Raw genomic sequence first — 26,023 nt, forward strand, 5'->3', positions numbered from 1 at the left:
TTTCAGCGTTTTTATAAAAATGGTCTATTATTTTTCCATCACTAGTGGCCTACTATTTTCTCAGCACGTGGTCTACTTTTTTATTGACATTCGCAGCCTTCACGTTAATAAGCTACATCCACAACCATACTATCTTCAATCGTTTTTTCGTTATATATTAAAGTCCCATGATTATTAGAATTTAGAGTAACTTTAATTTTGTTTTTTCCTTGTTTCAGAGTACCCAAATTATAATATTTTCCATATAAACGATTAAACTTCTCTCCATTTATGTATAAATGTGCATGACCTTCATTATAACTTGGAACCTTATCCCCTACTTTTTTAGGATTAAATTTAAAATTTTCTGTCTGAACTTCCAAAAGCCATGTGTCAGATTGGTCTTGAGTAACAAATATTTTTACAGAAGGAACGTCATAGCCTTTGGGAATTTCTACATAATCATGCCCGGGATGTGATGAATTAGCGGAAAAATGGCTGTGACCATTTTCATTCGTAAAATAAAAAAAGAAGAGTAAAAATGGTATAAAAAAGATCAAAAAGCTTCGGAACCTTTTCATAATAAAAAGTCCTTCCTATAAATTCGTTTCAAGTCGTTTGATCATAAAACCGATAATCACGAGCAAGAGACCAATAGCCAAAAATGTTAGGTCATATAGCAACGGGTTTTCTGCTAAAGGTTTTACACGATGGACTTGCAATATGTGGTGATCAATAATTCCTTCCACTAGATTGAATGAACCACCACCTATAAATAACCCCCCCAGGAAAATTTTCCAACTATGTCCCAGTTCATTTTTCCTGGCATCCTGAAAGTTTTTCACTCCACCCCAAATCAACAATGCTGAAAATAAGGCAGTAAATAATCCATCGGTGAAGATCTCAAGTTCTATATTAGGGCTGAGGACCATATGGTGCCATTGAAGTAACTGGTGAAATACAATTCCATCGATTGCTCCTAATAATCCCAACCCTAGAATTAATCCAGAGATAAATAAATTTTTGTTTTCTTTGTTCACATAATCCACCCTCTACAATGACTTCATAATATCAAGATTAGTTCCCCAAAAATGGTAAGATTATACTAACTTTTTCATTTGTACGTTCTCTAATAAGAAAAGATCATCCCGAGAATTACCTCGAAATGATCTTATCTTCATTTTATCTAGCGATCTTCCCCATCACGATCTCTATTTTGGTGTTCGCCATGATCATCGTTCCCATCTTTACCGCCATGATGATCCTCTCCCACACCGTTATCATCATTTAAATCATGGTTTGGATCATCATCCCCTTGGTGATGTGTAGGCCCATCGTCATTTAAATCATGATAGACATCATGGTTCGGATTGTCATCAATAATCGTCTGTTGATTACCGGAGGAAGTTGTGATTACAACAGCACGGTTTTGTTCATCCCACTCCACTTTTGCTCCTAATGCTTCAGCTAAAGGTCTTGCTGGGATAACGGTTCTTCCATTAATGACTTGTGGCGGCACATCAGATTTGACTTCATACCCATTCACAATCAACTTCATTTCAGATGATGCCGCGATTGCACCGATGGATCCAAACACAAGAGCTCCAGTAACAAACCCAAACAGGAATTTTTTCATCTAACACTCTCCTAGGGGAAGGCATTTACTACCAAATATATTCAATTTTCTTGGTAAGTTTCCTTTCTTTCAATACTTAAAATTTATAGCCACTACCATTCCACTTCCCATACCGTAGCGGTTTCAACTAAGTCTCCTGAAATAGACTTTGCTTTTTTCTAGTATCTATCCTAGTGGAATCTTTCCCCTTTCCCCTTAACCTGCTTTAACGTTGCTACGATGAGAAAGCTAACAATCACTAATAAAAGCCATGAACTCACCTTTCCTAAATGAACAAGACTCCATGCATCGGTTTGATTTGGATATTTCCAAGCTCCAAAGAACGTTGCAATATTTTCAGCTATCCATATAAAAAATCCAATGAGCACAAAAGAAAGGGCGAGTGGCATACGGTAACGAATTCCACCAATCTCGTATGCGACCCATGATTGCCAAAAGACAATGAGCACAAGTCCAGATAACCACCAACGAATATCAATCCAATAATGGTGGGTGAAAAAATTTAAATAAATCGCAGCTGCAAGAGGTACAACGACCAAAAACGGCGGCCACTTAATCAGTTGAACCTTTAGCCTCCTCCACGCTTGGCAAAGATAACTCGCTACACTTGCGTACATGAATCCACTATACAAAGGAACTCCGAAAATTTTGAAATATCCGTCCTCTGGATAAGACCAGGAGCCCATATGTACCTTAAAAAGTTCAAGCGCAAGTCCAATAAGGTGGAACAATGTGATCACCTTGAGTTCATCCCGTGTTTCAAGCCCAGATCTCACCATCCACCACTGCATTAGAAGACAGATGATGAGCAGCCAATCATAACGTGCCAGGAAAGGAAGCGGCATGAATTGTGTCAAAGCCAAAGAGGCAAAAATAACAACAGGAAACAAACAGGATAGGGCCTGCTCCCAACCAAAACGAACGAGTTGTTTTAATGCTCTCATGATTTGTACCTCCATTTTTGAATGGTTAATCCCTGAGTAACTCCCCTTTATTAATATTTATCACATATTTTATCGTTTTACAATAAATTTTATTTGATTTTTATTATGTTTTTATTGCTTTATAATTATTACCCTATTCATTTCCGACAAAATAAAAGCATTTCCCATTACAGGGAAATGCTCTACCACTTAAACTTGCAACCTTGGTCGCATACTATAAAATCGTCCAAAATGACGCTAATTTACATTGTGCTAATGTCAATCACGAATCGATACTTCACATCTGAAGCCAATACTCGGTCGTAGGCTTCATCAATTTGGTCAGCGGAAATGACCTCAATTTTAGGAACAATGTTGTGCTTTGCACAGAAGTCTAACATTTCCTGTGTTTCGCGGATGCCTCCAATCAAGGAACCAGCAAATGAACGACGATGGCCGATTAAATTGAACACGTTTAGTGACAGCGGTTCTGCAGGAGCACCGACATTTACCAGGGTGCCATCAAGAGTGAGCAGTCCTAAATAGGCATTCAAGTTAATCTTGGCGCTTACTGTATTAATAATTAAATCAAAGGTTCTGGCAAGTTTCTCAAATGTTTCGGGGTCGCTTGTGGCATAGTAGTGGTCTGCGCCGAGTTGCAAGCCATCCTCTTTTTTCTTTAATGATTGCGACAGAACAGTGACCTCAGCACCCATGGCATGTGCAATTTGGACAGCCATATGGCCAAGACCGCCCATCCCGATCACAGCGACTTTCTTTCCAGGACCCGCTCCCCAATGGTTTAGTGGCGAAAAGGTCGTAATCCCTGCACAAAGTAATGGTGCTGCGTCAACAAGCTCAATATTATCTGGAATTCTTAAGACGAAGCCCTCCGTTACGACAATGTGAGTAGAATAGCCACCTTGAGTAGGCTCACCGTATTTGTCAACACCAGCATAGGTAGGAATGTTTCCTTTGAGACAGTATTGTTCTTCCCCTTTAAGGCAATTCTCGCATTCGCCGCAGGAGTCAACCATACATCCGACCCCTACCCGGTCACCCACCTTGTATTTTGAAACCTCTGCTCCGACCGCTGTAACAATCCCTGCAATTTCGTGTCCAGGTACAAGAGGATAGTTCACAGGACCCCATTCTCCGTGTGCCGTGTGGATGTCTGAATGGCATATTCCTGCATATTTAATTTCAATTAACACATCATGCAAATCAAGATCGCGTCGTTTAATTTCAGTTGCTCGAAACGGTTTGTCTGGACCGTCCACAGCACGTGCTTTAGCAGTTATCATCTATAAAAACCTCCTATAATTTATACGTTTCAAGAGAATGTGCTCTCTTCTTCTCTTACAAAACTATGTTAAACCTTATAGTTAACTCTAGGTCAAGGGGGTAACTTATATTTCTTTTGGAAATTTCCCCGGCATACTCCCCTATTAGGTGACTTTGACACCCTACAAATACCGTGATAAAATTTTCGTATAATCTAGAGTTAACTCGAAGTCTATATGCATGAGGATTGGAGACAAATGATGAAGACCTATTCGATCAGTGAAGCGGCGAATGAATTAAATCTTACAGTCTATACCTTGCGATACTACGATAAGGAGGGGCTTCTGCCTTTTGTAGAACGAACAGCCAGCGGAATAAGAGTGTTTAAGGAATCCGATATCTCCGCTTTAAAAATCATTGAATGTCTAAAAGCGACGGGGATGCCGATCAAGGAAATTAAGCATTTCATTGATTGGTGCTCTGAAGGGGATTCCACGTTGCAACAAAGATATGATATGTTTGTGGAACGAAAAGCAATGGTAGAGGCACAGATGGAAGAACTAAAAAAAACATTGGAACTTATCGATCATAAATGCTTCTATTACAAGACTGCTTTGGATGCTGGAACGGAAGATATTCATAAAAATAATAAAATAGTGATTAATAATTAACAGGATTTATATAATAAAAGGCTGTCCCAAAAGATCCGCATCAATTGCACCGGGCGCAACTTGGTAATGGTTAATACGCTGTTTCATTTATATCCCCCCTGTGATTTGAATGATTGTGTTAATCACAAAAATATTATCCTTAATTCAAATGGGGTATGTCAAATTTATCCATTCATTTGACCCTTAACATGTTATAAGGTATAGCCTTGTCCGTTTGATTCCCAGAAAAAGGGATTCCCTTAATTTAGCGAATCCTCTCCACCTGTTTCTCCTTCACCACATAACGGCACTTCGGATAATTGGAACAGCCCAAAAAGGTCCCATACTTCCCTTTTCTCTGAACCAATTCCCTTTCACAACGGGGACAAATTAATTCGGCTACCTTTAATGTTTCCTGTTGAAGGTCCTGGTTGATTTGTTTAACATGAGCTTTTTTGCCTTTCTATTCGTTTGGTTATTGGATAATATCATGTGATAGATGTCTTTCACTTGGTCATCCGAAACCTTCGTTTCAGAGATCATTTGAATGGTGAAAAGCAGCTCGGAGGTGTAAACGACTTTCGATGTTACATCAATTTTCAGCTTCGAGCGATTATCAAAGACAACAATCGAATGATAAGGAATCTGGGGGTATTCTGAGAGGAGTTCCAGCAGGGCTTTGACGTGGCTTTGTTTTGCCAAATCGGATTTATAAACCAACTCTAGCATCCTCCTTTTATAGATCTTTTACTTCTATTAAAAATAACCCTTCTTGAAAGCCGCCTCTCCGCTCCGCTTTTTCCTTGCGGATTTGCTCCACTTCTTCCGCACTCGAACCGTGAACTTCTGCAAGGGCATGGATCAATTCAAGTAGATCTGCCAGCTCCTCAACGGCTTCCGCGTCTGTATCTGCCTGGAGGTACTCGTCCAATTCTTCGCGGCATTTTTTTTGTAATTCAGTGGTATATTCCTCTCGATCTAGCAATCGCAAGGTGCACTTCTTTCCCGATTTTTCAATGATTTCAGGAATCCGGTCACGAACAAGTTTATTGTAAATGGGCATAGTGGGTGCTCTCCTTTCATTTTTAAGTTTAGTATATCAAAGACCTGACAAGATTTGTCAGGCATTTTTGGGATAAGCGGATTTTTTCCGACTATTTATTTAATAACTAGAAATCAGGCAAAAATAGACGGAGCTTTTCCGATTAAATCTTAAAACCGATTCATTCTACGTAACTTTTTTCAAATTAGGCGGAAAACCTCCGCTTATTTTGCTCTATTTTCTATTTATCAGAGAATTAGGCGGAATTTCACCGCTTATTTATTTCCTCAGCCGATACAGCTCTTCAGAAAGACTAGTTAGTTCCTCTTTTATTAAAATGATCTCTCGATACCGTTCAGGCAAAGCATCATACCCTGCATCAAGTCCCGCTAAGCCACCCGCAATCGCTCCAATCGTATCGGAATCCCCGCCAAGATTGGCCGCGAACTGCACAACTTCTTCGAATTCCAAGCGCATCCCCGATTGCAAGCCCAAACAGGGCCCCTTTTATCTTATTCAAAAGCACTGCCATCCCTCCTATTTATGCATCGTTTTGCTCTAAATTTGCGTCATTTTTTGACTATATACGTCATTTTTTCATTATATGCGTCAAACTATCTGTAACATTTCTTTTAAATATCTCCTATTATCCGTTATAATAAGGGATAAAAGATTATATCGCCATCCCATTTTGGCATAAGGAGAGAACCATGGAATTTATCAGTACTAGAGGAAAAGTAGAAAAGATTGGATTTTTAGACGCTGTTCTTATGGGACTAGCTGATGACGGCGGTCTGCTCATTCCGAGTGAGATCCCTCAGGTTTCCGCATCCAAGCTAAAGGAATGGAGCCAGCTTTCCTACCAGGACTTGGCATATGAGATCTTCTCCCTTTATATCGGAGAGGAAATTCCCAAGAATGAACTAAAACAGCTGATCGCAGAAAGCTACGCGACCTTCCGCGATCCGGAAGTGACTCCCGTTCGAAAAATCACGGACAAGCTGTATGTTCTCGAACTCTTCCACGGACCAACTTTCGCCTTCAAGGACGTTGCCTTGCAGTTCTTGGGGAATTTATATGCGTATATATCCAAAAAGCAAAACGAAATCATCAACATCCTCGGTGCAACCTCCGGTGATACCGGTGCTTCAGCGATCGAAGGGGTCAGAGGAAAAGAAGGAATTCGCATTTGTATCCTTCACCCCCATCAAAAAGTGAGCAAGGTGCAGGAACTGCAAATGACCACTGTTCACGATGAGAATGTCATGAATTTGGCTGTGAAAGGTACCTTTGACGATTGCCAAGGCATGATCAAGGATTTGTTCGCAGATACCGTATTTAAGAATCAATACCATTTGCGTGCGATCAACTCGATCAATTTTGCCCGTATCCTGGCGCAGACCGTTTACTATTTCTATGCTTACTTCAAGGTGCAGAATGCGGATGAACAAAAAGTAAACTTTAGCGTTCCAACCGGGAATTTTGGAGACATATTTGCTGGGTATCTAGCGAAAAGAATGGGACTTCCTGTAAACAAGTTGATCTTGGCTACGAACGAAAATAACATTTTGGAGCGTTTCATCAAAGAAGGCGTCTACAAACCAGGCCAATTCCATATGACCTACAGCCCTTCGATGGACATCCAAGTCGCCAGTAATTTCGAGCGTTACCTGTACTACTTGCTAGATGAAAATGCAGAGCTTGTCGCTTCCTTGATGGCCCAGTTCAAGAAGGAAGGACAGATTACGATCAACCAAGAAAACCTGGCAAAAACGCAGGAACTCTTCGCTGCACATGGAGTTATGGGTGCCGAATGCTTACAAACCATCAGCGCCTATTACCAACAGCATCAATACCTGTTAGATCCGCATACCGCTTGTGGTGTGGCTGCTTTTGAACAGTGCAATGGGTCCGATGAAGTTTGCATCACCCTTTCCACTGCCCACCCGGCGAAATTTAATGAATCGATTGAACGCTGTAACATCGAGCAGACCTATCCAGAGCAGATCAAGCAGCTGTTTGATAAGCCGCAATATCAGCAAGTTGTTGATAATGATCAGGATGAAGTGGTCGAATTGCTGAAGAAGTTTTTTGTATAAAATGGCACAGAAGCTCATCCTTAAGGGGATGGGCTTCTTCTTTTTTCGAGTATCCGTTCCTTGTCTGACTGGATCGGGGTATAGCTCATCATCTCTGTCACGAATCCGAAATACTTGATTCGACAACGCTCGTAAACTTAATAGAAAAGGTGACAGTCATCATGCAAACCTTAAAAAACAAACTTCTCCAGCTAGACAAAAAAAGCTATAAAGCTTACAAAGATCTCCAAGGAACCTCCCATCAAGGGAATGGCTGGTTGCTTCATATCGATTACGTACAAGGGGATCCTTTCGCGAGTCCATCAAGGATTCGCTGTGTGATGAGCCTACGCAAGGCTAACATCAAACCGGATTGGATCCATCCAACCTCTCGCCGAACCGCATTGGAAGACTTTATTACGAGACAAGCCGCCTCGCGGATCCATCTGCTAGAAAGAAATCGCAAAGGGACGGGAAAAAGCGGGCTAATTCACATTGACAAGCCAGGACAAGAAATCTTGCCACGCTCTGCTGTGGAGGTAGACGAGGACCGCCATCATCGGATGAGGACATTAACAATTAAGTCTACTTAGTGGATAGGCTTTGGATGCTGTCGATTTATTATAGATCAAGTGGAACTTTTCCTCTTATTAAGATCAAAGCTCAAAACAAAAGGGATCATTCATCTTATTGAAGAATTTGGGAAAAATATACCTAATTCATGACTTGACGTATGGGGCGGAGACGGATGAGCACCTTTTTCAAAAAATTATTGCACTACTTGATCAAGTTAAGAGGGAAAATTTTTATCCCCTTTGTTATTTTTTATATTTGGATGGCTGCATATATTGCCTTAATTCTTGAACCCCAAAACTTTGATTCCTATTTAAACGCCCTATACTGGGTACTTACGACACTCGCTACAGTGGGGTTCGGTGACTATTCACCTGTTACAAACGCTGGTAAGATTTTTACAATTGGCCTTTACATTACAGGGATCGGGCTCATCAGTGTCTTTATAAAGAAATCGATAGGATCTGCAAAGCGAATCGAAAATCTTAAAGTTGGTGGCAAAATGACATTCAAAGGTAAGGATCATATTATTCTTATTGGATGGAGTGAGAAGTCTAAGTTAGCAATCCAAGAGATCTTGAAATCAGACGAAAAAACGGAGGTGATCCTCATTGATCATCTGGGGAAGATTCCCATCATGGAAGAGCGTGTTTTCTATGTTCGAGGGGATGCAGCCGATGAAGAAACCTTGCTTCAGGCCAACTTGACTAAGGCAAAGGGAGTGATCATCTTTGCTGATCAAATCATAGAAGAAAATCAGGCAGTCATCAATCCCCTCTTTATCGATGGCAAGACCCTATTAATTGCTACAGCCATTACCTCGATTGAAAAAAAGATGAATACCCCAATCCACGTTACAGTTGAAGTGATCAATGAAAAACACATTCGCTTATTCAAGCATGTGAAGGTGGATGAATTTATCCCAACACAAGAAATGATTTCTCACGCTGCAGTCAGATCCATATTTTCCCATGGGGTGACGCGAATGTATTCGGAACTTATGAGCAGACAATGTGACGAGGGAATGTATCAAATTCCGAAACAGAATCATTGGAAGTCCTATCGCGATGCCTTTACCGATCTTATTGACAAAGGAGCTACGCTTGTAGCGGACCGCGGTGATCTCCATATCAACCATAAACTCGATCAACCCATTCCTGATGATGCACAACTGTATGTGATATGTACGGAAGAAACCTTTTCAGAGATTAGCTCGGAAAAGGCACATTAAGGATTAAATATATTTAAAATAATTACAACAGTTCACCTATAATGGTAAAGTATATAGAGAGATTTAATCAGGGAGGGTTGAATAGATGTATTCTATCAAAGGCATTGTCCCCATCGCCGCTGCTCCGTTTACGAAAAGTGGGTTGGTCGATGAAGACAGCTTTCAAAATATGGTGCGGCACTTAGTCAAAACGGGGATTCAGGGGATCACCTTGTTTGGTTTGGCGACAGAGTTTTATAAGCTGACAGACGACGAAAGATCGCGGATGATGCAGATCCTCTTGGCAGAAACTGAAAAGCATCCCGAAATCGCCAGTATGATTTCCATCACTGATCATTCTTTGGAAATAGCGTCCGAGCGGGCTAAGAACGCGGAAGACATGGGGGCCAACTCATTGATGCTGCTTCCCCCCTACTTTCTCCAACCTTCCGAAGAGGCCATTTTCGAGCATATTGCTGCGGTTGCCACAGCTGTCAACATCCCGATTGTTGTTCAGTACGCACCCGCACAAACCGGCGTGCGGATTGCCCCAGACACGTTCATCCGTCTGCGGGAAAAGTATGAACAGATTCAATATGTAAAAGTGGAAACCCAACCACCTGGACGTTACATCAGCGAACTCATTTCCGGATCCAAAGGGAGATTGCAAGCACTGGTTGGTTACGCAGGAATCCAAATGCCTGACGTGTTGAGCAGAGAAGCGGCAGGGATCCAACCCGGTTGTTCCTTTAGCGAGATTTATGTGGAGTTGTACCAACTTTACACATCAGCTCAAACCGAAAAATTTGAAAACCTATTCTCCCGTCTGCTTCCCTACATATCCTATTGGATGCAGGGGGTTGAACTGATCGTCAAAGCCGAGAAAACCATCCTCCAAAAACGCGGAATCATCGAAAGCAATTACTGCCGCAAACCCAATTATTCACTGGATCAAAAAGAAGTAGAGATGATTGATCAGTTTTTAGAGGAATTTAAAGAGTTTTGCTAGAGGGTCTCAAGCCCTCTTTTTTATGCGTCAACCTACACAAAATAACTAATCTCAGCCTGCGGAAAATAGCCCGGAATCGTCTCTTCAAACAATTGCTTCATCTCATCGACCGTTTCCGGTGGGTAAACATACTTAAAACGCCCGTATCTCCCCCACTTCAATTTGCGATTTTCCTCATTCATGTCTAATTTCGTTTTCGGATATCTTTTCATAATGGTGTTTTTGGCCACTTTGGTAAAGCGGTGTTGAATCAATTCAAAGGTTAGATCCTGAATCTCCACGTTTTTCAATCGTTCATGCAGTCGATGAAGGAGCTCCCGGTACTCTTCTTCCCAACCCTCATATTTCATAATCGGCGCGACAATAAACCCCAAGGGATATCCCGCTTCAGCAATTTTTCCTGCTGCTTCAATCCTCTCCTCAAATGTGGAGGTTGCAGGTTCAAAATGACGGATCACATACCGGCTGTTAATCGAGAAGCGAATACGCGTGTGTCCATTGTGTTGGACCCCCAAGAGAGTGTCGACATTGGCAAATTTCGTGACAAAGCGCAAACGGCCATATTCCTTTGTCGCCATATACTCGATATATCTCCTCAGCGAACCAGTCAGATGTTCAACAGAAACCGGATCCCCCGTACAAGCCGCCTCAAAGCGGGTGATTTCCGGTGCTCTTTCCATGATATAGGCCCCTGCCTGATCAAGGATCTCATCCAAATTCACATAAATTCGAATGTACGGTTTCGAACTCATTGTTGTTTGCAGATAACAATAATGACAGTGACCGGCACAACCCGTTGTTAAAGGAATGGCATACTCTGCCGAGGGTTTTGAGGTATCAAATTTCAGCGTTTTACGTACTCCAACAACCAGCGTTCTTTTCGCGTTACGGTATTTTTCTGTTTCTGTTTCCCCCGGGATTCCACGCACCTGATTATGAGAAGTCGTCATTTGAATCGGAACGCCCTGCTTTTGAAACTGTTCATACAATGTTTTTCCTAATGGATATTCCAAAGCCCCTGGTTCAAAAAAGACATAATCCGGATCAAACCGTTGCAAGCAAACTCCCCCTTGGTGACGATCTTTGGTTGGATTTATTATGCCCTGGTTTCCTCCAATGCCCACCCAATAATTTTATAGATCAAATAAACCCCGAGATAGGAACCCGTCAACAAAAACCATGGGTTGAGAAAGATCCCATGAATCTCCGTCATGAAAACCGTTTGGTCTCGGATAATGCCATAGATCGCCAGTGCCGCAATATTGCCAAAAACTAATACGGATATATAAGCTAAAACATGAAAAAGCGGTTCGATCCGCGGCCAAATTTTCTGCAAGTAAACCATGATGAGCGGCCCAAATATACTTCCCAAGATAATAAAAAGTTTCATGTCCAGTCACCTCCTCCTCTCATCTTCACCTATAAGCTCTGGTTTTAAATCACTAAAAATTGGAACTCTATTTAAAAACAGGAGGTGGTGTTCCAAATGAAAAAAATGTTGGCCCTACTAATCGCTTTTCTTCTGCTCCTACAACCTATATCCCTTGCCACCGGTTTTCCGCAAGCCGCTTTTATCCGAAACCACGATCTTTGGATCAAAATGGGCAATGGCGAAATCAAGCTTACTGACGGAATACGAGCAGCCTATCCAAAATGGTCCCCAGATGGACAATGGATCGCTTATCTCAGCGTACCGAAGGACGTTGAATTCGCCCCCCGTGCGGGGGAACTATGGCTCTATCATCTGGATTCTGAAAAGCATACAAAAGTTTCACCCAATGCCAGCGCCAATTTTTCGTGGTCTCCAAAACAAAACGTACTTGCTTTTCAATCAGATCAGGACTTACTCCAAACTGCAACGTCCGGGCAAGCCCAAAAAATTGCATCCGGGGTAATCAACTTTTCCTGGCTGCCTGATGGAACAGGATTTTTAACCTCATCCAAAGCCGGTGAAAACGTCTATTCGGACATCGTGTTATCAAAATTCCTCTGGAATCAACAGACAGATCGGTACAAAAGCCATCCTTTTTATACGATAAAAGTTGGAGCGAACGACTATTTTTATGGAACAAGCGCATTCAAATGGTCGCCTGATCGGAGGTGGATCGCCTTTGAGCTAGTCCCTACCGCCTCTCTGTCGGCAGACAGCAATACGTTAAGTGTGATATCTAGTGATGCCAAGCTTTTTCGGAAAATCGATCAAATGCTAAATTATGAAAACTGGTTCCAATGGGCGCCGACTGTTTCTCAATTAGGATATATCCAAGGGGTTAGCCGACTGGCCACGGAAAATAAGAAATTTAAAGTGTTCAATCCTGAGCAAAATGCAGCTTCCGAGTTTACCCCCGCAGGCTATGTGGATCGCGATTTCGATTGGCAGACCGACCAGATGGTGGTCGTTTCCCGCTCCAAAGAAAGCAAAGGATTCAGTGCCAGTGAAAGACCCATGCCATCCCTTTATAAGCTCGATACACGGACCAAAACCGTTATGAAAATCACCTCCCCTTCAGCAAAGGAAGGAGATTTTCGTCCTGAATCTACGGGAGGGCATTTGCTCTGGATTCGCACCAATCGGGAAAAAGCCAATGTCTGGATCGCCAGTCCCAACGGGCTGGACCAGAAAATCTGGATTCAAAATCTGGACCTTGGAGCCTGGTACTACGAACATTGGGATTGGGACCAAGTCTTTGCATTGTATAGAAAAAATATTACCGCATTCCTACCCGTTTCAGACTAAAAATCGTGTAGTGTGGGTAGATCAGTCCCGCTTTAAAAGCCGAAACCCTTAGAAGTTTCGGCTTTTTTGTGGTATAATCTAGCAAACATTGAAAATATTGTGGGGGTACTATTCTATGAAAATTACCGAAATATCGATCACCATTGAGGAAAAAGATTTTGAGGTCTATGAAGAAAATCTAGTGGAGTTGGGATGGAAGGCCTATCGTAATCACCTTTTCCGCAAACAATTTGGCACCACGAATGCGGAGATTCGAGAAAGCATCCCTACTTTTTCTACCAAAATCAACTTGTTAGTAACCATTGAAGACCCTAAGGGTTGCTCCATCGAAACGATCCGTACCATTCTTCACGAATTAGATATTGCTGACAAAACACCGGATGTGTAAAGTCTATATTTGGGCTTATGATGACCGTTTCTACCTGCGGAATTCGGGGAAATGTTCTTCATTGGGCTCATGATGACCATTTCAACCTTTGGGTTTTGTGAAAATGGTCTTCATCGGGCTCATGATGACCGTTTCTACCTGCGGAATTTGTGAAAATGGTCTTCATCGGGCTCATGATGACCGTTTCTACCTGCAGAATTTGTGAAAATGGTCTTCATCGCGCTTTTGAAGACCATTTTCTGTTTCCGAAACTGTTCCATTATGTCCCGCAATAGGTACGATAACGAACCGGCGATGGCGGCGGCAAAATGGCGTATTCCGCCTGTTCCGGTGTGTGGGCAAAGGGGTTCGCAAGCACAGCCAGCAACCGTTCCATCACGCTGAAGTCTTCCCGCTCTACCGCAGCTTCCAGCGCTTCCTCTACGCGGTGATTCCGCGGAATAACGGCAGGGTTATTTTCCTGCATCAACTGCTGTGAACTAGCTTCCCCCTCCTGCTGCCTGCCAAGCCTTGCCTGCCAGCGTTCCCGCCATTCGGCAAACTCCGGCGTCTCCATTAACACCGAATTTTCCACTTTTCGTCCAAACGTTAAAGCGAGGAAGGTATTCGTATAGTCTGCCTGATATTTCTGCATCAAATCCAAAAGATCACCGACAAGTGATACATCTTCCTCTTCTTCACCCATAATCCCCAACTTTTTTCGCATCCCGGAAAACCAATTTTCCCGGTATAGCTCACCATATTTTGCCAACGCATCCTGAGCTATGGTAATAGCCTGTTCCTGATTTTCATCAAGAAGAGGCAGAAGGGTTTCCGCAAAACGAGTCAGGTTCCACGCCCCAATCGACGGTTGATTCCCATAGGCATAGCGACCACCCCGATCAATCGAACTAAAGACCGTAGCCAAATCATACGTATCCATGAAAGCACACGGTCCATAGTCAATGGTTTCCCCGCTGATCGCCATGTTATCAGTGTTCATCACTCCATGAATAAAACCAACTAGTTGCCATTTGGCAATAAGAGCTGCCTGCCGTTTGATCACTCCCTCGAGCAGGGCAAGGAATCGATTAGGTACATCCTCAGCTATTTCAGGATAATGACGCTCCAATGTATAATCCGCCAAAGTCCTTAGGTCCTCTATAGACTCCCAATTGGCAGCGTATTGAAAGGTCCCTACACGAATGTGACTGGCCGCCACACGAGTAAGGATAGCACCCGGCAGGAACTCTTCACGAATCACCGGTTCCCCAGTAGCAACGACAGCAAGACTACGAGTGGTTGGGATTCCAAGTGCATGCATGGCTTCACTGATAATGTACTCCCGAAGCATGGGCCCCAATGCTGCCCGACCATCTCCCCCACGTGAATACGGAGTCGGTCCCGATCCCTTCAATTGAATATCAACCCGTTCTCCTTCGGGTGTAATCTGCTCCCCTAATAGAACTGCGCGGCCGTCCCCCAACATCGTAAAATTTCCAAACTGATGCCCAGCATAAGCCTGAGCCAACGGCATCGCCCCTTCCGGCACTTGATTCCCAGCAAGTACGCCAACGCCATCCTCACATTTCAACGCATTAGGATTTAGCCCTAACGATGTCGCTAAAGCTTGATTAAGAATAACCAACTGCGGTTCACGCACAGGGGTTGGTTTAAGGAGCGTAAATAACGGTTGCGGCAAGCGGGCATAACTATTGTCAAAATTCCACCCGGCTTCAATCATATTTTTTGTCATAGGACCTCCTTTACACCTTTTTGCCATTATTATACCCTTTTCGGACGAAGATGCCTCTTTTTGATGTTCTGGATAGATCCTGCTTAACCATGGAATATTAGAAAAAAAATGAGAGGTGATTGAATCATGGAAAAGGGTAAAAAGAATGACCGAAGTGCGACCAATTGGGATGAGGCCAATGATGAGCGTGGAAAGACAAAGATGATTGATCCGAACAAGGGACCGAAAAGCAAGAGAAAGTAGTCCTATTATAAATAAGGGGAGAAATTCCGCTAATGGATTGAGTTTTAGTAAAATGAGCAAAAATAAGCGGAAATTTTCCGATTATTATTAATAAAGTCGCGTAGAATTACTGCTTTTCAATGTTTAATCGGATAAACTCCGCCTATTCTTTATTAATTTTGCATTTTCCATTAAATAACCGGAATATCTCCGCTTATTAACCGTGCACCATTTAGAATCCTGTTACAAAACAAAAGTGGACAGCAAGCTGCCCACTTTCCATCCCCTCTTATAGCGAAACGCCAAGAAGTCCGCGTGTAAATTGGAAATCGACGTTCCCCTTCTGATAAAGTTTCGGGGTATAGTTCTGTTCAATTGTTTGCTTGCTAAGTTCAAGAATTTGGTCCATCCAGGTGCTGGTGTCTCCACTGAGCACCAAATCCAAATCATCTGCATAGGTCTGCATGTTTGGTGCAGCAGCCACTTGTAACATTGGAACAAATGGGTGTGTTTGCATAGGCTGGCGGTTCACCAAGGAGATCATCAACTCAACCCCTGTAGCAGCTAAACCAGTAACGGTTTCTACCCAGTGCTGTGTTGGAGTTTCCATGATGTGGAACCCATTTTTGCTGGCATGCTGTCCATAACTTAGGGACGGCTGAACTTCAGCTGAAGTTAATACGTTATCCTTGTATGCAGCTGTCTCTAGAACACCGCTGTTTTCAGGGATGACCACAAGTCCGCCTGCAGCTACAATGGCTTTCGTTAGTCCCGCCAATTGTTCAGCGCTTGCATCGTTAATCGGGCCATCGGTTAAGATCCCAACGCGCAACCCCTCAAGTCCAACGGCTTTCTTTTCGGCTGGTTGATCTGCTGCTAATTGAGCGGCAAACCAATTTTCCACTTTGTCGGTTACTTTCTTGATTCCGCCATCCAATTGGATGCTCGCAAAACCAAGGTCTTTTTGCTCGATACCCATTTTGTTCATTTGATTACGCATGTAGTCGTTGTGGGTTTTTTCACAACCATGTTCAAGCAACAGGACATGTTTAACAAGTGGATGAACAATATACCCTACCATAGTAGTTGCATACATTTGCTCAGATTTACCAGCATTGTTTCCGCATCCTTCTGTGTGAGCCAAAGCTACAAAACGAGATAACTCAGGTTGGCCCGCTTTTTTGTTGTTCAAGTCTTTGGCAATCATGTTTGCAACCTGACCAGAACATAAGCTAGTTGGCAAAATCAATCCAATATGACCATCGTTTTCTGCACGATTCATTTGGAAGTTCACAGCTGGAACGCCCTCTGTTTTGATCACAATCGGTTCGCCAGTTGGTTCTGGAGCATTCAACAGCACATCCAACTTGCTTGTATCTGTTTGCTTCCAGTTCCGCCAAATTTGTACCTGCGCATGGCCTGCCTTCTCCCCTACACTTCGTTGGCCTGAAGCGACGTTTAAGGTCAGTTCAAAGGTTTGTGAACCAAGATCATCCATCGACATACCCTCTTGGTATTGACCCGCGTTGATATCCATATCATTGGATAGCAATTCAAAACGACGGGAAGTGGTGACCACTTTCAAGGTTGGAACAAACGGGAAGTTGGTAATCGATCCATTCCCTGTTGTAAAGAAAATCAAGTTACAGCCGGAAGCCACTTGACCTGCAATACTCTCTAAGTCATTTCCAGGACTGTCCATAAAATGGTATCCGGATTCATTCATCGGTTGACCGTAATCAATGGCATAATCCAAACGGGATTCTGGATCCTTCTTGTTGGCGGCTCCAATAGACTTCAGATAAATATTGTAAAGACCACGGAATTTATTCCCGCCAGATGGGTTTCCTTCTGCACTCGCACCATGGAAGCCGGCACGTGCCTTAAAGTTATCAACTAAAGATAAAAATTTCTTAGCCGTTTCCAAATCGCGAACTTTGCGCAACACATATGGCTCTGCTCCGATCAATTCGTCAGTTTCAGCTAAGTTGGCAGCACCGCCGTAACGGATCAATTCTTTGGCAATCCAGCCAAGTAGTGGGTTGGCAGAAATTCCGGAAAACGCATCAGATCCACCGCATTGGAGTGCAATTTTTAGATGGCTGATGGACTCTGGAGTCCGTCCTGTTTTATTGACGATTGGCAACCACTCTTGAACGACCGCTTCCGCCTTTGCTAGATTTTCTTCGAACCCTCCATGTACGGAGATAAATTTATGCAGGACATCATCCAATGGATAGTTGTGTTCGCGCATATACTTTTCAACCATCTCATTGGTTACAGCTTCAATCCCAAGGTCTACAGCAAGCACTGCACCCACATTTGGATTGACCATAAATCCGGACAACGTACGAAGCAATAAATCAAGGTTATTTGGCTTTTCCGCGCCACCCTCAGTGTGTGCCACTGGAACAATGCCGTCGACATTTTCATAGTTTTTCAATTCGCCTTGCATACGTGCAGCAAGCTGCTTTACAAAGCTTCCTGTACGGGAGGTTGTCCCTAATAGAACGATATTGTTACGGGTCCCTACACCGCGTGATTCACTGCGGCGATACCCCATGAACGTGCGTGTTTCAGTATAGGCAGGAACAGCTTCCGCTGGTTTAAAGTTCTTTTCATCTAATATAAAAGGAGGAATGTCATCGGAAAAATTAGCCTTCTCGGGTAAGGAAAATTTCAGTTGACGCACACTTAATGCATCCAACACACCTTGGTTAATCACATAGTTTCCTGGATTAATCGCTTGTAAGGCCGTCCCAAATGGCAGTTCCCAGGATAATAAAGCTTCACCAGGTGCAATCGCTTTCAGTGCGAAGCGATGTCCTTCCATTACGGTATGATCAAGAGTCAACTCTTGGCCTTGATAATGAATGATCGTGCCAGCGTCCAATTGGCGGGTAGCAATCGCGCAATTATCCCCAGGTAACGGAAGTCGAGCGACTTCTTCAAATTGGTAAGATGTGTTCATAGATCTCTCTCTCCTTTTTCGTTATCCCTTATATATCCTTTTCATAGCCACACTGATTTTTTCTATGATATCTGCTGATCCCCCATCAAAAATTGTGATCCAGCTAGTCCATCTATCGTGTGGATTGTGCACATGAATATGCAAAGTCATTGTATCACAAAATGTCATAACTTGGTGACATTTTTCTCTGGAAATGAAAGTTTTTATTAGAAATAAAGAAAAGAGTGAATTTTTCTTTAGTTAGCGACATCTCTCTGTTAAAATATGGTTGATTACTAGAATTGAGGTGACGTAAAAATGAAACAAAGACGCTGCGGCACATCTGATTTGAAATTGAGCACACTGGGCTTGGGATGTTGGGCCTTTGGAGGCGGTGCCTATTGGGGAGAGCAAAGCCAACAGGATGTTCAAGAGGTCGTCGACCGAGCATTTGATTTAGGAATCAACTATTTTGATACCGCTGAAGTCTATAATGATGGGGAAAGTGAAAAGTCCCTAGGACTAGCCTTGAAAGGAAAAAGGGACAAAGCCATCATCGGCACGAAGATCCCACCATCAAAGCTCTATCCGGCAGATATTCGTAAACACTGCGACGAGAGCCTGAAGCGACTTCAGACCGATTATATTGATCTGTACATGGTCCATTGGCCGATTAATGAACAATCGCTAAAGCACTATACCCATGACGAAAGCATTCTCACCCAATCTCCGAGGAACCAGGAGGCGTTTGAGATGTTGGCCGCTTTACAAAAAGAAGGAAAGATCCGCTATATCGGGATCAGCAACCACGGAGTGAAGCAAATGGAAGTCGTGCGGAAAACTGGTGTTAGCGTTGTGGCCAACGAATTAGCCTATAACCTCTTTTCGCGTGGAATTGAGGCAGAAATCCTTCCTTATTGTGAGGAACACGGGATGGGCATCATTGGCTATAGTCCCCTGCTTCAAGGGCTATTGTCAGGAAAATACGACGCGATCGAACAGATGAAACCAAGCCTTGTTCGCACCAGACACTATCATCGTTCCCGCGCTGCCGATTCCCGTCACGGTGAAGAAGGCGCCGAAGCGGAAATGATGGAAGCCCTTGCAGGACTGAGAGAGTTAGCACAAGAACTAGGCGTGACCATGACCGTCCTTTCCTTGGCCTGGGCGATCGCCAACCCAGCGATCACCTCTACTATCGTCGGATCCCGCAACCTGGCACAGTTGGAGCTGAATGTAGAGGCTGCGTCCTATCGTCTATCGGAAGATGTGATCCATCGGATGAACGAATTGTCCGAGCCCGTTTTGCAGAAGTTAGGTAATAACCCCGATTATTTTGAGAATCGGAACCGGAGTCGGGTAGAGTAAGTGTTTGTGGACCTTCTCGAAGGGAGGTTACTTGCTGATGAAGGACTTTTCGAGGATTTTTCGTACGAGACTTGTCCTTCATCACGTTAATAACGGAAAAAGTTTCCGTTATCCCTAAAAATAGGGGCTCGGCGACCAAGATAGCGGAAACTTTTTCCGTTATGTGTTTTACTAAACAAATTGTAAACGTTTGCAATTAAGATTAACGGAAAAGTTTTCCGTTAATTAGATCAAAGCGATCCGAAATTCATAGATAACGGAAAATTTTTCCGCTATTGCTCGCCTTCAAATCAACTAGCTACCATTTTATTTATTCATTCTCATCGGAAGGGTTGCTTGAGAGTAGCAAATCGTTAGTTTTTTTCTCCTGTATACCCAGATGTTTTTTTATTGTATCGATTTCCTCCAAGATGATTTTGGTATTTACCCAAGCTGCGACCGAAACAATGACTAGTATTGCATAGATTATTAAACTTAAAAGTTCCATATTACCATCCCCCCATTCACTTAACTAATCGTACCATATTTTTCCTGACGAATATCAAAAAGAAGGACCGAAGTCCCCCCCTAAATACTCTCCTGCTTCAATCCATCCAAAATGTTTTCTTTTTTAACCTTGGCCCCTGAATAAAGCATAGCTGAACCTACGATCACAAATACCGCCACTAAGCACCAAAGGATACTCGTCCAAGGCAATGTAAAGGCAAAATCAAAACTATTCATCGCTGCCTGATGGACCCAGTACATTAGCACGATGCTGATCGGAAGTCCGTAGAGCAACGCCTTTACTCCATAAAAACGAGTATTCAATCCCCGCTGCAATGGATTTATCATCTTCCACTATCAATATGTTCACGGGATCCTCCCTTTAATCCATTCCTTATACTCTTCCAATGTGTATTCATCGGTTTTAACAACCGTCCAATGATGATCTTTTTCCTCCACATAAAGCTCAATTAAAATTTCCCCACCCGATTCCTCGAAATCATCGCGCAAATAGCCGATTCCCCCATGAACCAGGATGACAGCTTCCTGATCGGATAATTGTTTTACCTTAATCCGCTCATAGCCTTCCTCACTAAAATTGGCATCGATTAGCTTAAAACTATCATTTAATGATTCTACTTCATATTTTTCCGTATTGACCCCGTTTTGACGGCTTGAGCTGGATTCTAAAAGGGGGTATCGGTCCCACAATACCTGAACATCGTTCTGCAAAACGGCTTGTGTTCGATAGTACATGTATTCTCTAACAGGTTTTATCCATTCTACCCAATCTGATGGCTCAGGTTCGATAAAACTATTCTGCCCCTGACTGGCGTTGCACCCGAGTAAGCCGAAAATTCCCAGCATAAAAATAACCTTTTTCATCATTTCACCTCTAGTAAATAGGACGGGTTCAATGTAAAAAAGGTTACAAAGCAATCAGCGAAAGGGGCTGCTTACTAAATACAACAGATAATAGAACAATTCTCTAAAGAAAAAAGGCAACTTTGCCTGCCAACTTCGATAAACTGTGCTCTGTGTAGGAGAGGAGTAAGCCTCCATTCCAAAATCCGCAGCCATCGTCATCGCTCGCTTCATATGTAGGGGATCGCTTACGATCGTAAACGTCTGCAATCCCTTTTCAATTGCAAGTTTATAAGCATACTTTAAATTTTCTTCGGTGATCCTTGATTCGGTCTCAATTAAAATATCCTCATCCCTCACCCCATGTTCCAGGGCGTACAAGCGTGCTACTTCTGATTCTGCAAATTCATTCGCTTCCCCTTTTCCTCCGGTAAAAATCAACTTTTGCACATACCCATTCGTGTAGAGCCGAATCCCATGGTTGATCCGTTCCTGAAAAACCGGGGAAGGTTGATTTCCCCAGACAGCTGCGCCTAAAACAATCGCTGCATCCGTTCTTGCCCGCTGATTTTCACTGCCATATGACCAGATGGACAAGCCACTGTAACAGACGAAGGCTATACAAAATGCCAGTAACCATAAACTAATTTTTTTCTTCATGACTTCTTAAATAATATCCAAAGGAACCTTTCTCTGCGGTTTCGGAAATACCCGGTCCAATTTCTCTAGATCCTCAGCAGTTAATTCGATACATGCCGCTTCTGCGTTTAGTTTCACATGATGTTCCTGAACGGCTTTTGGAATAGCTAGCACGTAAGGTGTGCGGATCGTCCAGGCGAGGGCAATTTGCAAAGGGGTCGCGTTGTATTGATTAGCCAGTTGCAGCACGATTGGATCTGACAATAATTGCTTGCGCAGAGATCCTCCCTGTGCCAAAGGACTATAGGCCATGAGCGGTACCCCCTGCTCCTCTTGCCACGGAAGAAGGTCAAAATCGATTCCCCTTGATCCAAGATGATACAGCACTTGATTTGTGGCACAGTTCTGCCCGCCAGGATTGTTCCACAGCTCTTTCATGTCTGCCACGTCAAAGTTGGAGACGCCCCATCTAGCGATTTTCCCCGCTTCACGCAATTTCTCCATTCCTTCAATCGTCTCCGCCAGGGGAACACGGCCTCTCCAGTGCAGCAAATATAAATCTAGGTGATCAGTGCCAAGCCTTCTGAGGCTGTTTTCACAAGCTGATATAATCTTACTGTGGCCTGCATTGTGGGGATATACTTTGGATACTAAAAAGACGTCCTCTCTTCGCCCGCGGATCGCTTGTCCGACGACTCGTTCGGCATTTCCATCGGCATACATTTCCGCCGTATCAATCAGCTTCATCCCAAGCTCCAACCCGATTTGTAAAGCTTTGACTTCCTCTTTCTCACAGTGGGGTTTTTCCCCCATATTCCACGTTCCCTGCCCAAGAGATGGCAACGATATCCCATCCGGCAACTTTACGCGGTGCTTTTCCAGGCAATCCATTAGATCTCCTCCTTTTTTTCCATTTCGATATCCCCATTTTATCCCATTCCATGCAAAAGGGCTAGGCATCCGCCTAGCCCCTCTACTATCTGCGATCTCCATCAAGCAGATCCCCTAATGAACCGAGGATGCTGCCTTCCCCTTTTCTTTGCCCACCTGTTTGGGGTGCTGCGGCATAAATCCGGTCAGCCAGGCGACTAAATGGAAGGGATTGGATCCATACCTTCCCAGGACCGCGCAAGGTCGCGAAGAATAGCCCTTCACCACCGAACAGGGCAGTCTTGACCCCTTTAACGAATTGGATATCATAATGCACGTCCCTCGTCATCGCCACCAAACAGCCGGTATCGACCCTTAGCATATCCCCGTGCTGCAGTTCCTTTTCGATGATCGTTCCGCCAGCATGGACGAAGGCAAGCCCATCTCCTTCCAGCTTTTGCATAATAAAACCTTCACCGCCAAAGAATCCCGCACCTAACTTACGTTGGAACTCAATGCCCACACTGACCCCTTTGGCTGCACCGAGGAAGGAGTCCTTCTGACAAATCACTTTCCCCTGCAATTCAGCCAAATCTAAAGTTATGATTTTCCCCGGATAGGGGGCTGCAAGGGCAACATGCCGTTTTCCATTCCCTGCATTCGTAAAAACTGTCATGAATAAACTTTCCCCGGTCAAAAGGCGTTTCCCTGCCCCTAATAGGCTTCCAAAAAGTCCGCGGTTCTCCTGGCTTCCGTCGCCGAAAATCGTCTCCATCTCAATCGCCTGATCCATGTACATCATACTTCCTGCTTCGGCAACAACCGTCTCCCGTGGATCCAATTCAATTTCTACAAATTGCATGTCATCGCCATAAATTTGATAGTCTATTTCATGTGCGTTTCTCATCATATCCCTCTTTCCTATTAACGAAATGAATCTATATTGGTTATACGCATAAATTGGTGAAAAGATTCAAGCGATTACATCGAGACCAGATTTTTTTCTTCACCTATGTATCACCCTCTGTTAAAATATTGAGACATATTCAAGTGAATCGTTCATGAGCGGCACCCATACTCTTCAAGAATCGGAGAGATAGAAAAAATAGGGAGAGAGAATCTTAATGAGTAAAGAAAGTCTTGTTTTGATCGAACAAAGAAGGCAGATCCCAACCGGTAGAAATTCCGCACTCGTCTTGTTGTGGGCATTAGGGCTGGCCGCCTTTTTGGTCAATGCTGATAGCCGCGCGGTCGCTCCTGTGCTTCCCGCCATCGCTGATGACCTGCAAATTCGCGAATCGACTGCCGGTTTGTTAATTTCCGCCTACGCCATACCTTATGGATTGTTTCAATTAGTCTATGGACCTATTGCCGATCACATCGGTAAAACACGAACAATCACCCTGGCACTTGCCCTCTTTTCCATCGGTACAGTAGGATGCGGTTTGGTTTCCTCATACGAATCCCTTTTTATTCTACGGGTGATCACAGGCGTTTTTGCTGCGGGAATTATCCCCATTGCTTTGGCGCAAATTGGCGACAGCTTTGACTTTGCAGAGCGTCCCAAGGCGATCTCGCTTTTTATGGCCTTCTCCACTTCCGGTCAGGCCCTTGGCATCGTCATCGGTGCTTTCGTTTCAGAATTTTTCACCTGGAAATGGCTGTTCTTGCTAATCGGCCTCGGCGGGCTTCCTACACTCCTCTTCTTTTTTTGGCAAAGAGGTAGGGAAAACGGAGGAGTTGGAGCAGCACCCGTGGTGGCTTCCATCCCCTTGAAAGAGAGGTATAAGCGGATATTGTCAAGTAAACGGGCCCGTATCATCTATTTGCTGGTCTTCCTTGAAGGCTCCTTATTTTTTGGCGGTTTTACCTATTTAAGTGTTTATGCCAACCAAAATCTGCACCTCTCTTATTTGGTCGTCGGTCTGCTCGCCGCCTTGTTTAGCCTTTCTGCTTTGGTCGGGAGCCAGTTCATTACCCGGGCGATTCATAGAATTGGACAAAAAAATATGGCGCTATTCGGCGGTCTCATCATGACAGGTGGGTTTACCGTGATTTGGCTAATTCCAGCCCCTTGGGCACTTGCTCTTGGCTTTTTCCTACTCGGGATCGGATACAGCTTCTGTCATTCCACTCTACAAACGTTCGCGACAGAGCTTTTGCCAGAAGCGCGTGGAACCTGCATGTCGCTTTTTGCCTTCTTTCTCTTCATCGGTACCGGGATTGGACCAGCGATCCTTGGCTATGTGTATGAATATGGCGGTGCGGAAGTGATGCTGGGGATCACTGTCGTATGTTTTCTCCTTTTCTCTCTACTGTGCCGCTCGGTGTTTCGGAGTGGAGCGTTTCGGTAGTAGGTTGCGTTTGCTTATTGGGAACGGTACACTTTGGCTATGCGGTAAAACTTTCCTAAGGAGAAATCGTGATGATTAATAAAGTTGGAAAAATTACTTTGTATGTGAATGATCAGGAACAAGCGAAAGATTTTTGGATCAATAAGCTAGGCTTTGTATTGAAGTTTGAACAACCCATAGGGCCGGACTTTTCTTGGATTGAGGTCGGACCGAGCGAAGACGAGTTCACCACCCTTGTACTCTATTCCAAGTCGGCGATGGAAAAACAAAACCCATCCGCAGTTGCCCATCCCTCCATTCTTTTTAGTACAACAGACATTGAATCCGGCTATGAAAAAATGCAACAACAAGGAGTTCAAGTCGAGCAACTATTAAAAATGCCATTCGGCACTATGTTTACGTTCTTTGATCAGGATGGGAACAGGTATATATTGAGGGAAGATAAATAGGTTGTATAATGCAGTAGCCACATATGGGATGATATGTGGCTTGTTTTTTAATGGTATTCACAACAAAAGCCTTGTCAATTTTTGGAACCACTAATTGCCCGTTGAATGGCATGAATCACTCCCGTATGCATTCCTTCATGATGTAAACTAAACGAGAGGATCTCACCAATTGTATCCATCTTAATTCCAAGCCGTACAAAGGGTTTTATTGCATTTTCCTGCAAGCGGTTGCCAAGAGATTCCTTAATATAAACCGTTTGCTTTTTTAGTTCATCTGACAAGGTTTTCAACGTTGGAGGTTCTATTTGCCATTCGCTTGGTCTTGTCCGATTGCCAAACAGCGTCACAATTTCTGGAGAAAGTTGTTGGGGTAACCCTGCAAAGTTCGAAGCAAGCTGATCTTGGACGATTAAAATATGACCAACGTTCCAACGAATCGTATTGTTAAATCCCTTAGGCATAATATCCGCCAGATCTTCTGTGATAGATTCTAAACTATGGAGAGTAATGGCTCGAACCACTTCCACTTGTCTTAGCAACATTTCGTTAGTCATGACAGCCAGCCTCCTAAAAATTA

29 protein-coding genes and 1 pseudogene are annotated in these 26,023 nt (G+C 43.6%); 10 read left to right on the forward strand and 20 right to left on the reverse strand.

From position 1 onward, the window contains the following. Positions 1-104: 104 nt before the first annotated feature. From J2Z37_RS20620 to J2Z37_RS20640, 5 genes are all read right to left on the reverse strand, one after another. Positions 105-539, reverse strand: a complete 435-nt coding sequence (locus J2Z37_RS20620) for a hypothetical protein (RefSeq protein WP_209812210.1) — start codon at positions 537-539, stop codon at positions 105-107. A gap of 36 nt (positions 540-575) precedes the next feature. Continuing rightward, entirely contained in the window at positions 576-1,019 is a 444-nt protein-coding gene (locus J2Z37_RS20625) for a DUF2243 domain-containing protein (protein WP_209812211.1), read from the reverse strand. Positions 1,020-1,165: 146 nt separating this feature from the next. Then, positions 1,166-1,615 carry a copper amine oxidase N-terminal domain-containing protein gene (locus tag J2Z37_RS20630; RefSeq protein ID WP_209812212.1) on the reverse strand — a complete coding sequence of 150 codons (450 nt, stop codon included), beginning with the start codon at positions 1,613-1,615 and terminating at the stop codon, positions 1,166-1,168. Between the two features lie 170 nt (positions 1,616-1,785). After that, positions 1,786-2,559 carry a DUF817 domain-containing protein gene (locus tag J2Z37_RS20635; protein WP_209812213.1) on the reverse strand — a complete coding sequence of 258 codons (774 nt, stop codon included), beginning with the start codon at positions 2,557-2,559 and terminating at the stop codon, positions 1,786-1,788. Positions 2,560-2,801: 242 nt separating this feature from the next. After that, positions 2,802-3,842: an NAD(P)-dependent alcohol dehydrogenase gene (locus J2Z37_RS20640; RefSeq protein ID WP_209812214.1), complete on the reverse strand. Its 1,041-nt coding sequence runs from the start codon at positions 3,840-3,842 to the stop codon at positions 2,802-2,804. A 240-nt stretch (positions 3,843-4,082) separates the two neighbouring features. On the opposite strand from J2Z37_RS20640, the gene J2Z37_RS20645 reads away from it, so the two are divergent. Continuing rightward, a complete protein-coding gene (locus J2Z37_RS20645) occupies positions 4,083-4,493 on the forward strand; it encodes a MerR family transcriptional regulator (RefSeq protein WP_209812215.1) in 411 nt (136 codons plus the stop codon). A gap of 244 nt (positions 4,494-4,737) precedes the next feature. Here the strand turns inward: J2Z37_RS20645 and J2Z37_RS25625 are convergent, their stop codons facing one another. The 4 genes from J2Z37_RS25625 to J2Z37_RS20665 form a co-directional block, all read right to left on the reverse strand. Next, positions 4,738-4,908 carry a topoisomerase DNA-binding C4 zinc finger domain-containing protein gene (locus tag J2Z37_RS25625; protein WP_209812279.1) on the reverse strand — a complete coding sequence of 57 codons (171 nt, stop codon included), beginning with the start codon at positions 4,906-4,908 and terminating at the stop codon, positions 4,738-4,740. Then, positions 4,878-5,192, reverse strand: a complete 315-nt coding sequence (locus J2Z37_RS20655) for a hypothetical protein (RefSeq protein ID WP_209812216.1) — start codon at positions 5,190-5,192, stop codon at positions 4,878-4,880. Before J2Z37_RS20655 ends, J2Z37_RS25625 begins: the two co-directional genes overlap by 31 nt. Positions 5,193-5,208: 16 nt before the next feature. Further along, positions 5,209-5,535 carry a nucleoside triphosphate pyrophosphohydrolase gene (locus J2Z37_RS20660; RefSeq protein WP_209812217.1) on the reverse strand — a complete coding sequence of 109 codons (327 nt, stop codon included), beginning with the start codon at positions 5,533-5,535 and terminating at the stop codon, positions 5,209-5,211. Positions 5,536-5,793: 258 nt separating this feature from the next. Next, positions 5,794-6,009, reverse strand: coding sequence for an ADP-ribosylglycohydrolase family protein (locus J2Z37_RS20665; protein ID WP_245204043.1), 216 nt, complete (start codon positions 6,007-6,009; stop codon positions 5,794-5,796). Positions 6,010-6,224: 215 nt separating this feature from the next. On the opposite strand from J2Z37_RS20665, the gene thrC reads away from it, so the two are divergent. The 4 genes from thrC (at position 6,225) to J2Z37_RS20685 (ending at position 10,384) form a co-directional block, all read left to right on the forward strand. After that, positions 6,225-7,613, forward strand: a complete 1,389-nt coding sequence (gene thrC, locus J2Z37_RS20670) for a threonine synthase (RefSeq protein WP_209812218.1) — start codon at positions 6,225-6,227, stop codon at positions 7,611-7,613. A gap of 161 nt (positions 7,614-7,774) precedes the next feature. Further along, positions 7,775-8,185: an ABC-ATPase domain-containing protein gene (locus J2Z37_RS20675; protein WP_209812219.1), complete on the forward strand. Its 411-nt coding sequence runs from the start codon at positions 7,775-7,777 to the stop codon at positions 8,183-8,185. 155 nt (positions 8,186-8,340) lie between these two features. After that, positions 8,341-9,396 (forward strand): ion channel, encoded by a 1,056-nt coding sequence (locus J2Z37_RS20680; protein WP_209812220.1) that lies wholly within the window; start codon positions 8,341-8,343, stop codon positions 9,394-9,396. An 85-nt stretch (positions 9,397-9,481) separates the two neighbouring features. Continuing rightward, entirely contained in the window at positions 9,482-10,384 is a 903-nt protein-coding gene (locus J2Z37_RS20685; RefSeq protein WP_209812221.1) for a dihydrodipicolinate synthase family protein, read from the forward strand. 32 nt (positions 10,385-10,416) lie between these two features. On the opposite strand, the gene splB is transcribed toward J2Z37_RS20685, so the two are convergent. Continuing rightward, on the reverse strand, positions 10,417-11,442 hold the full coding sequence (gene splB / locus J2Z37_RS20690; RefSeq protein ID WP_209812222.1) for a spore photoproduct lyase: 1,026 nt from the start codon (positions 11,440-11,442) through the stop codon (positions 10,417-10,419). A gap of 38 nt (positions 11,443-11,480) precedes the next feature. Continuing rightward, a complete protein-coding gene (locus tag J2Z37_RS20695) occupies positions 11,481-11,774 on the reverse strand; it encodes a transposase (RefSeq protein ID WP_209812223.1) in 294 nt (97 codons plus the stop codon). A gap of 96 nt (positions 11,775-11,870) precedes the next feature. Here J2Z37_RS20695 and J2Z37_RS20700 point away from each other — a divergent pair, with 96 nt between their 5' ends. Both J2Z37_RS20700 and J2Z37_RS20705 read left to right on the forward strand, forming a co-directional pair. Further along, positions 11,871-13,121 carry a TolB family protein gene (locus J2Z37_RS20700; RefSeq protein ID WP_209812224.1) on the forward strand — a complete coding sequence of 417 codons (1,251 nt, stop codon included), beginning with the start codon at positions 11,871-11,873 and terminating at the stop codon, positions 13,119-13,121. Positions 13,122-13,236: 115 nt separating this feature from the next. Beyond that, the gene (locus J2Z37_RS20705; RefSeq protein WP_209812225.1) at positions 13,237-13,509 is read left to right on the forward strand and encodes a hypothetical protein; all 273 of its coding nucleotides are present in this window, start codon (positions 13,237-13,239) and stop codon (positions 13,507-13,509) included. A 259-nt stretch (positions 13,510-13,768) separates the two neighbouring features. Here the strand turns inward: J2Z37_RS20705 and J2Z37_RS20710 are convergent, their stop codons facing one another. Continuing rightward, positions 13,769-15,244, reverse strand: coding sequence for a protein adenylyltransferase SelO (locus J2Z37_RS20710; RefSeq protein ID WP_209812226.1), 1,476 nt, complete (start codon positions 15,242-15,244; stop codon positions 13,769-13,771). 511 nt (positions 15,245-15,755) lie between these two features. Beyond that, a complete protein-coding gene (locus tag J2Z37_RS20715; protein WP_209812227.1) occupies positions 15,756-18,437 on the reverse strand; it encodes a UxaA family hydrolase in 2,682 nt (893 codons plus the stop codon). A gap of 297 nt (positions 18,438-18,734) precedes the next feature. Here J2Z37_RS20715 and J2Z37_RS20720 point away from each other — a divergent pair, with 297 nt between their 5' ends. Then, positions 18,735-19,784, forward strand: a complete 1,050-nt coding sequence (locus J2Z37_RS20720) for an aldo/keto reductase (RefSeq protein ID WP_209812228.1) — start codon at positions 18,735-18,737, stop codon at positions 19,782-19,784. A 310-nt stretch (positions 19,785-20,094) separates the two neighbouring features. Here J2Z37_RS20720 and J2Z37_RS20725 read toward each other — a convergent pair whose 3' ends face one another. The 6 genes and pseudogenes from J2Z37_RS20725 to J2Z37_RS20755 form a co-directional block, all read right to left on the reverse strand. Continuing rightward, positions 20,095-20,271, reverse strand: a complete 177-nt coding sequence (locus tag J2Z37_RS20725; RefSeq protein WP_209812229.1) for a hypothetical protein — start codon at positions 20,269-20,271, stop codon at positions 20,095-20,097. Positions 20,272-20,351: 80 nt separating this feature from the next. Next, positions 20,352-20,582, reverse strand: a pseudogene (locus tag J2Z37_RS20730) (hypothetical protein); the annotation flags it as partial. A gap of 54 nt (positions 20,583-20,636) precedes the next feature. After that, positions 20,637-21,155 carry a hypothetical protein gene (locus J2Z37_RS20740; protein WP_209812232.1) on the reverse strand — a complete coding sequence of 173 codons (519 nt, stop codon included), beginning with the start codon at positions 21,153-21,155 and terminating at the stop codon, positions 20,637-20,639. A gap of 54 nt (positions 21,156-21,209) precedes the next feature. Beyond that, the gene (locus J2Z37_RS20745) at positions 21,210-21,794 is read right to left on the reverse strand and encodes a YdcF family protein (protein ID WP_209812233.1); all 585 of its coding nucleotides are present in this window, start codon (positions 21,792-21,794) and stop codon (positions 21,210-21,212) included. 6 nt (positions 21,795-21,800) lie between these two features. Beyond that, positions 21,801-22,664: an aldo/keto reductase gene (locus J2Z37_RS20750; protein ID WP_209812281.1), complete on the reverse strand. Its 864-nt coding sequence runs from the start codon at positions 22,662-22,664 to the stop codon at positions 21,801-21,803. A gap of 85 nt (positions 22,665-22,749) precedes the next feature. Then, positions 22,750-23,550 carry a TIGR00266 family protein gene (locus J2Z37_RS20755; protein ID WP_209812234.1) on the reverse strand — a complete coding sequence of 267 codons (801 nt, stop codon included), beginning with the start codon at positions 23,548-23,550 and terminating at the stop codon, positions 22,750-22,752. Positions 23,551-23,767: 217 nt separating this feature from the next. Here J2Z37_RS20755 and J2Z37_RS20760 point away from each other — a divergent pair, with 217 nt between their 5' ends. Beyond that, entirely contained in the window at positions 23,768-24,997 is a 1,230-nt protein-coding gene (locus tag J2Z37_RS20760; RefSeq protein ID WP_209812235.1) for an MFS transporter, read from the forward strand. A 71-nt stretch (positions 24,998-25,068) separates the two neighbouring features. Further along, a complete protein-coding gene (locus J2Z37_RS20765) occupies positions 25,069-25,446 on the forward strand; it encodes a VOC family protein (protein WP_209812236.1) in 378 nt (125 codons plus the stop codon). A gap of 74 nt (positions 25,447-25,520) precedes the next feature. On the opposite strand, the gene J2Z37_RS20770 is transcribed toward J2Z37_RS20765, so the two are convergent. Then, the gene (locus J2Z37_RS20770) at positions 25,521-26,000 is read right to left on the reverse strand and encodes a DinB family protein (protein WP_209812237.1); all 480 of its coding nucleotides are present in this window, start codon (positions 25,998-26,000) and stop codon (positions 25,521-25,523) included. Between the last annotated feature and the right edge of the window lie 23 nt (positions 26,001-26,023).

It is taken from the genome of Ammoniphilus resinae (genome assembly GCF_017873965.1).
Taxonomy (GTDB): Bacteria; Bacillota; Bacilli; order Aneurinibacillales; family RAOX-1; genus Ammoniphilus_A; species Ammoniphilus_A resinae.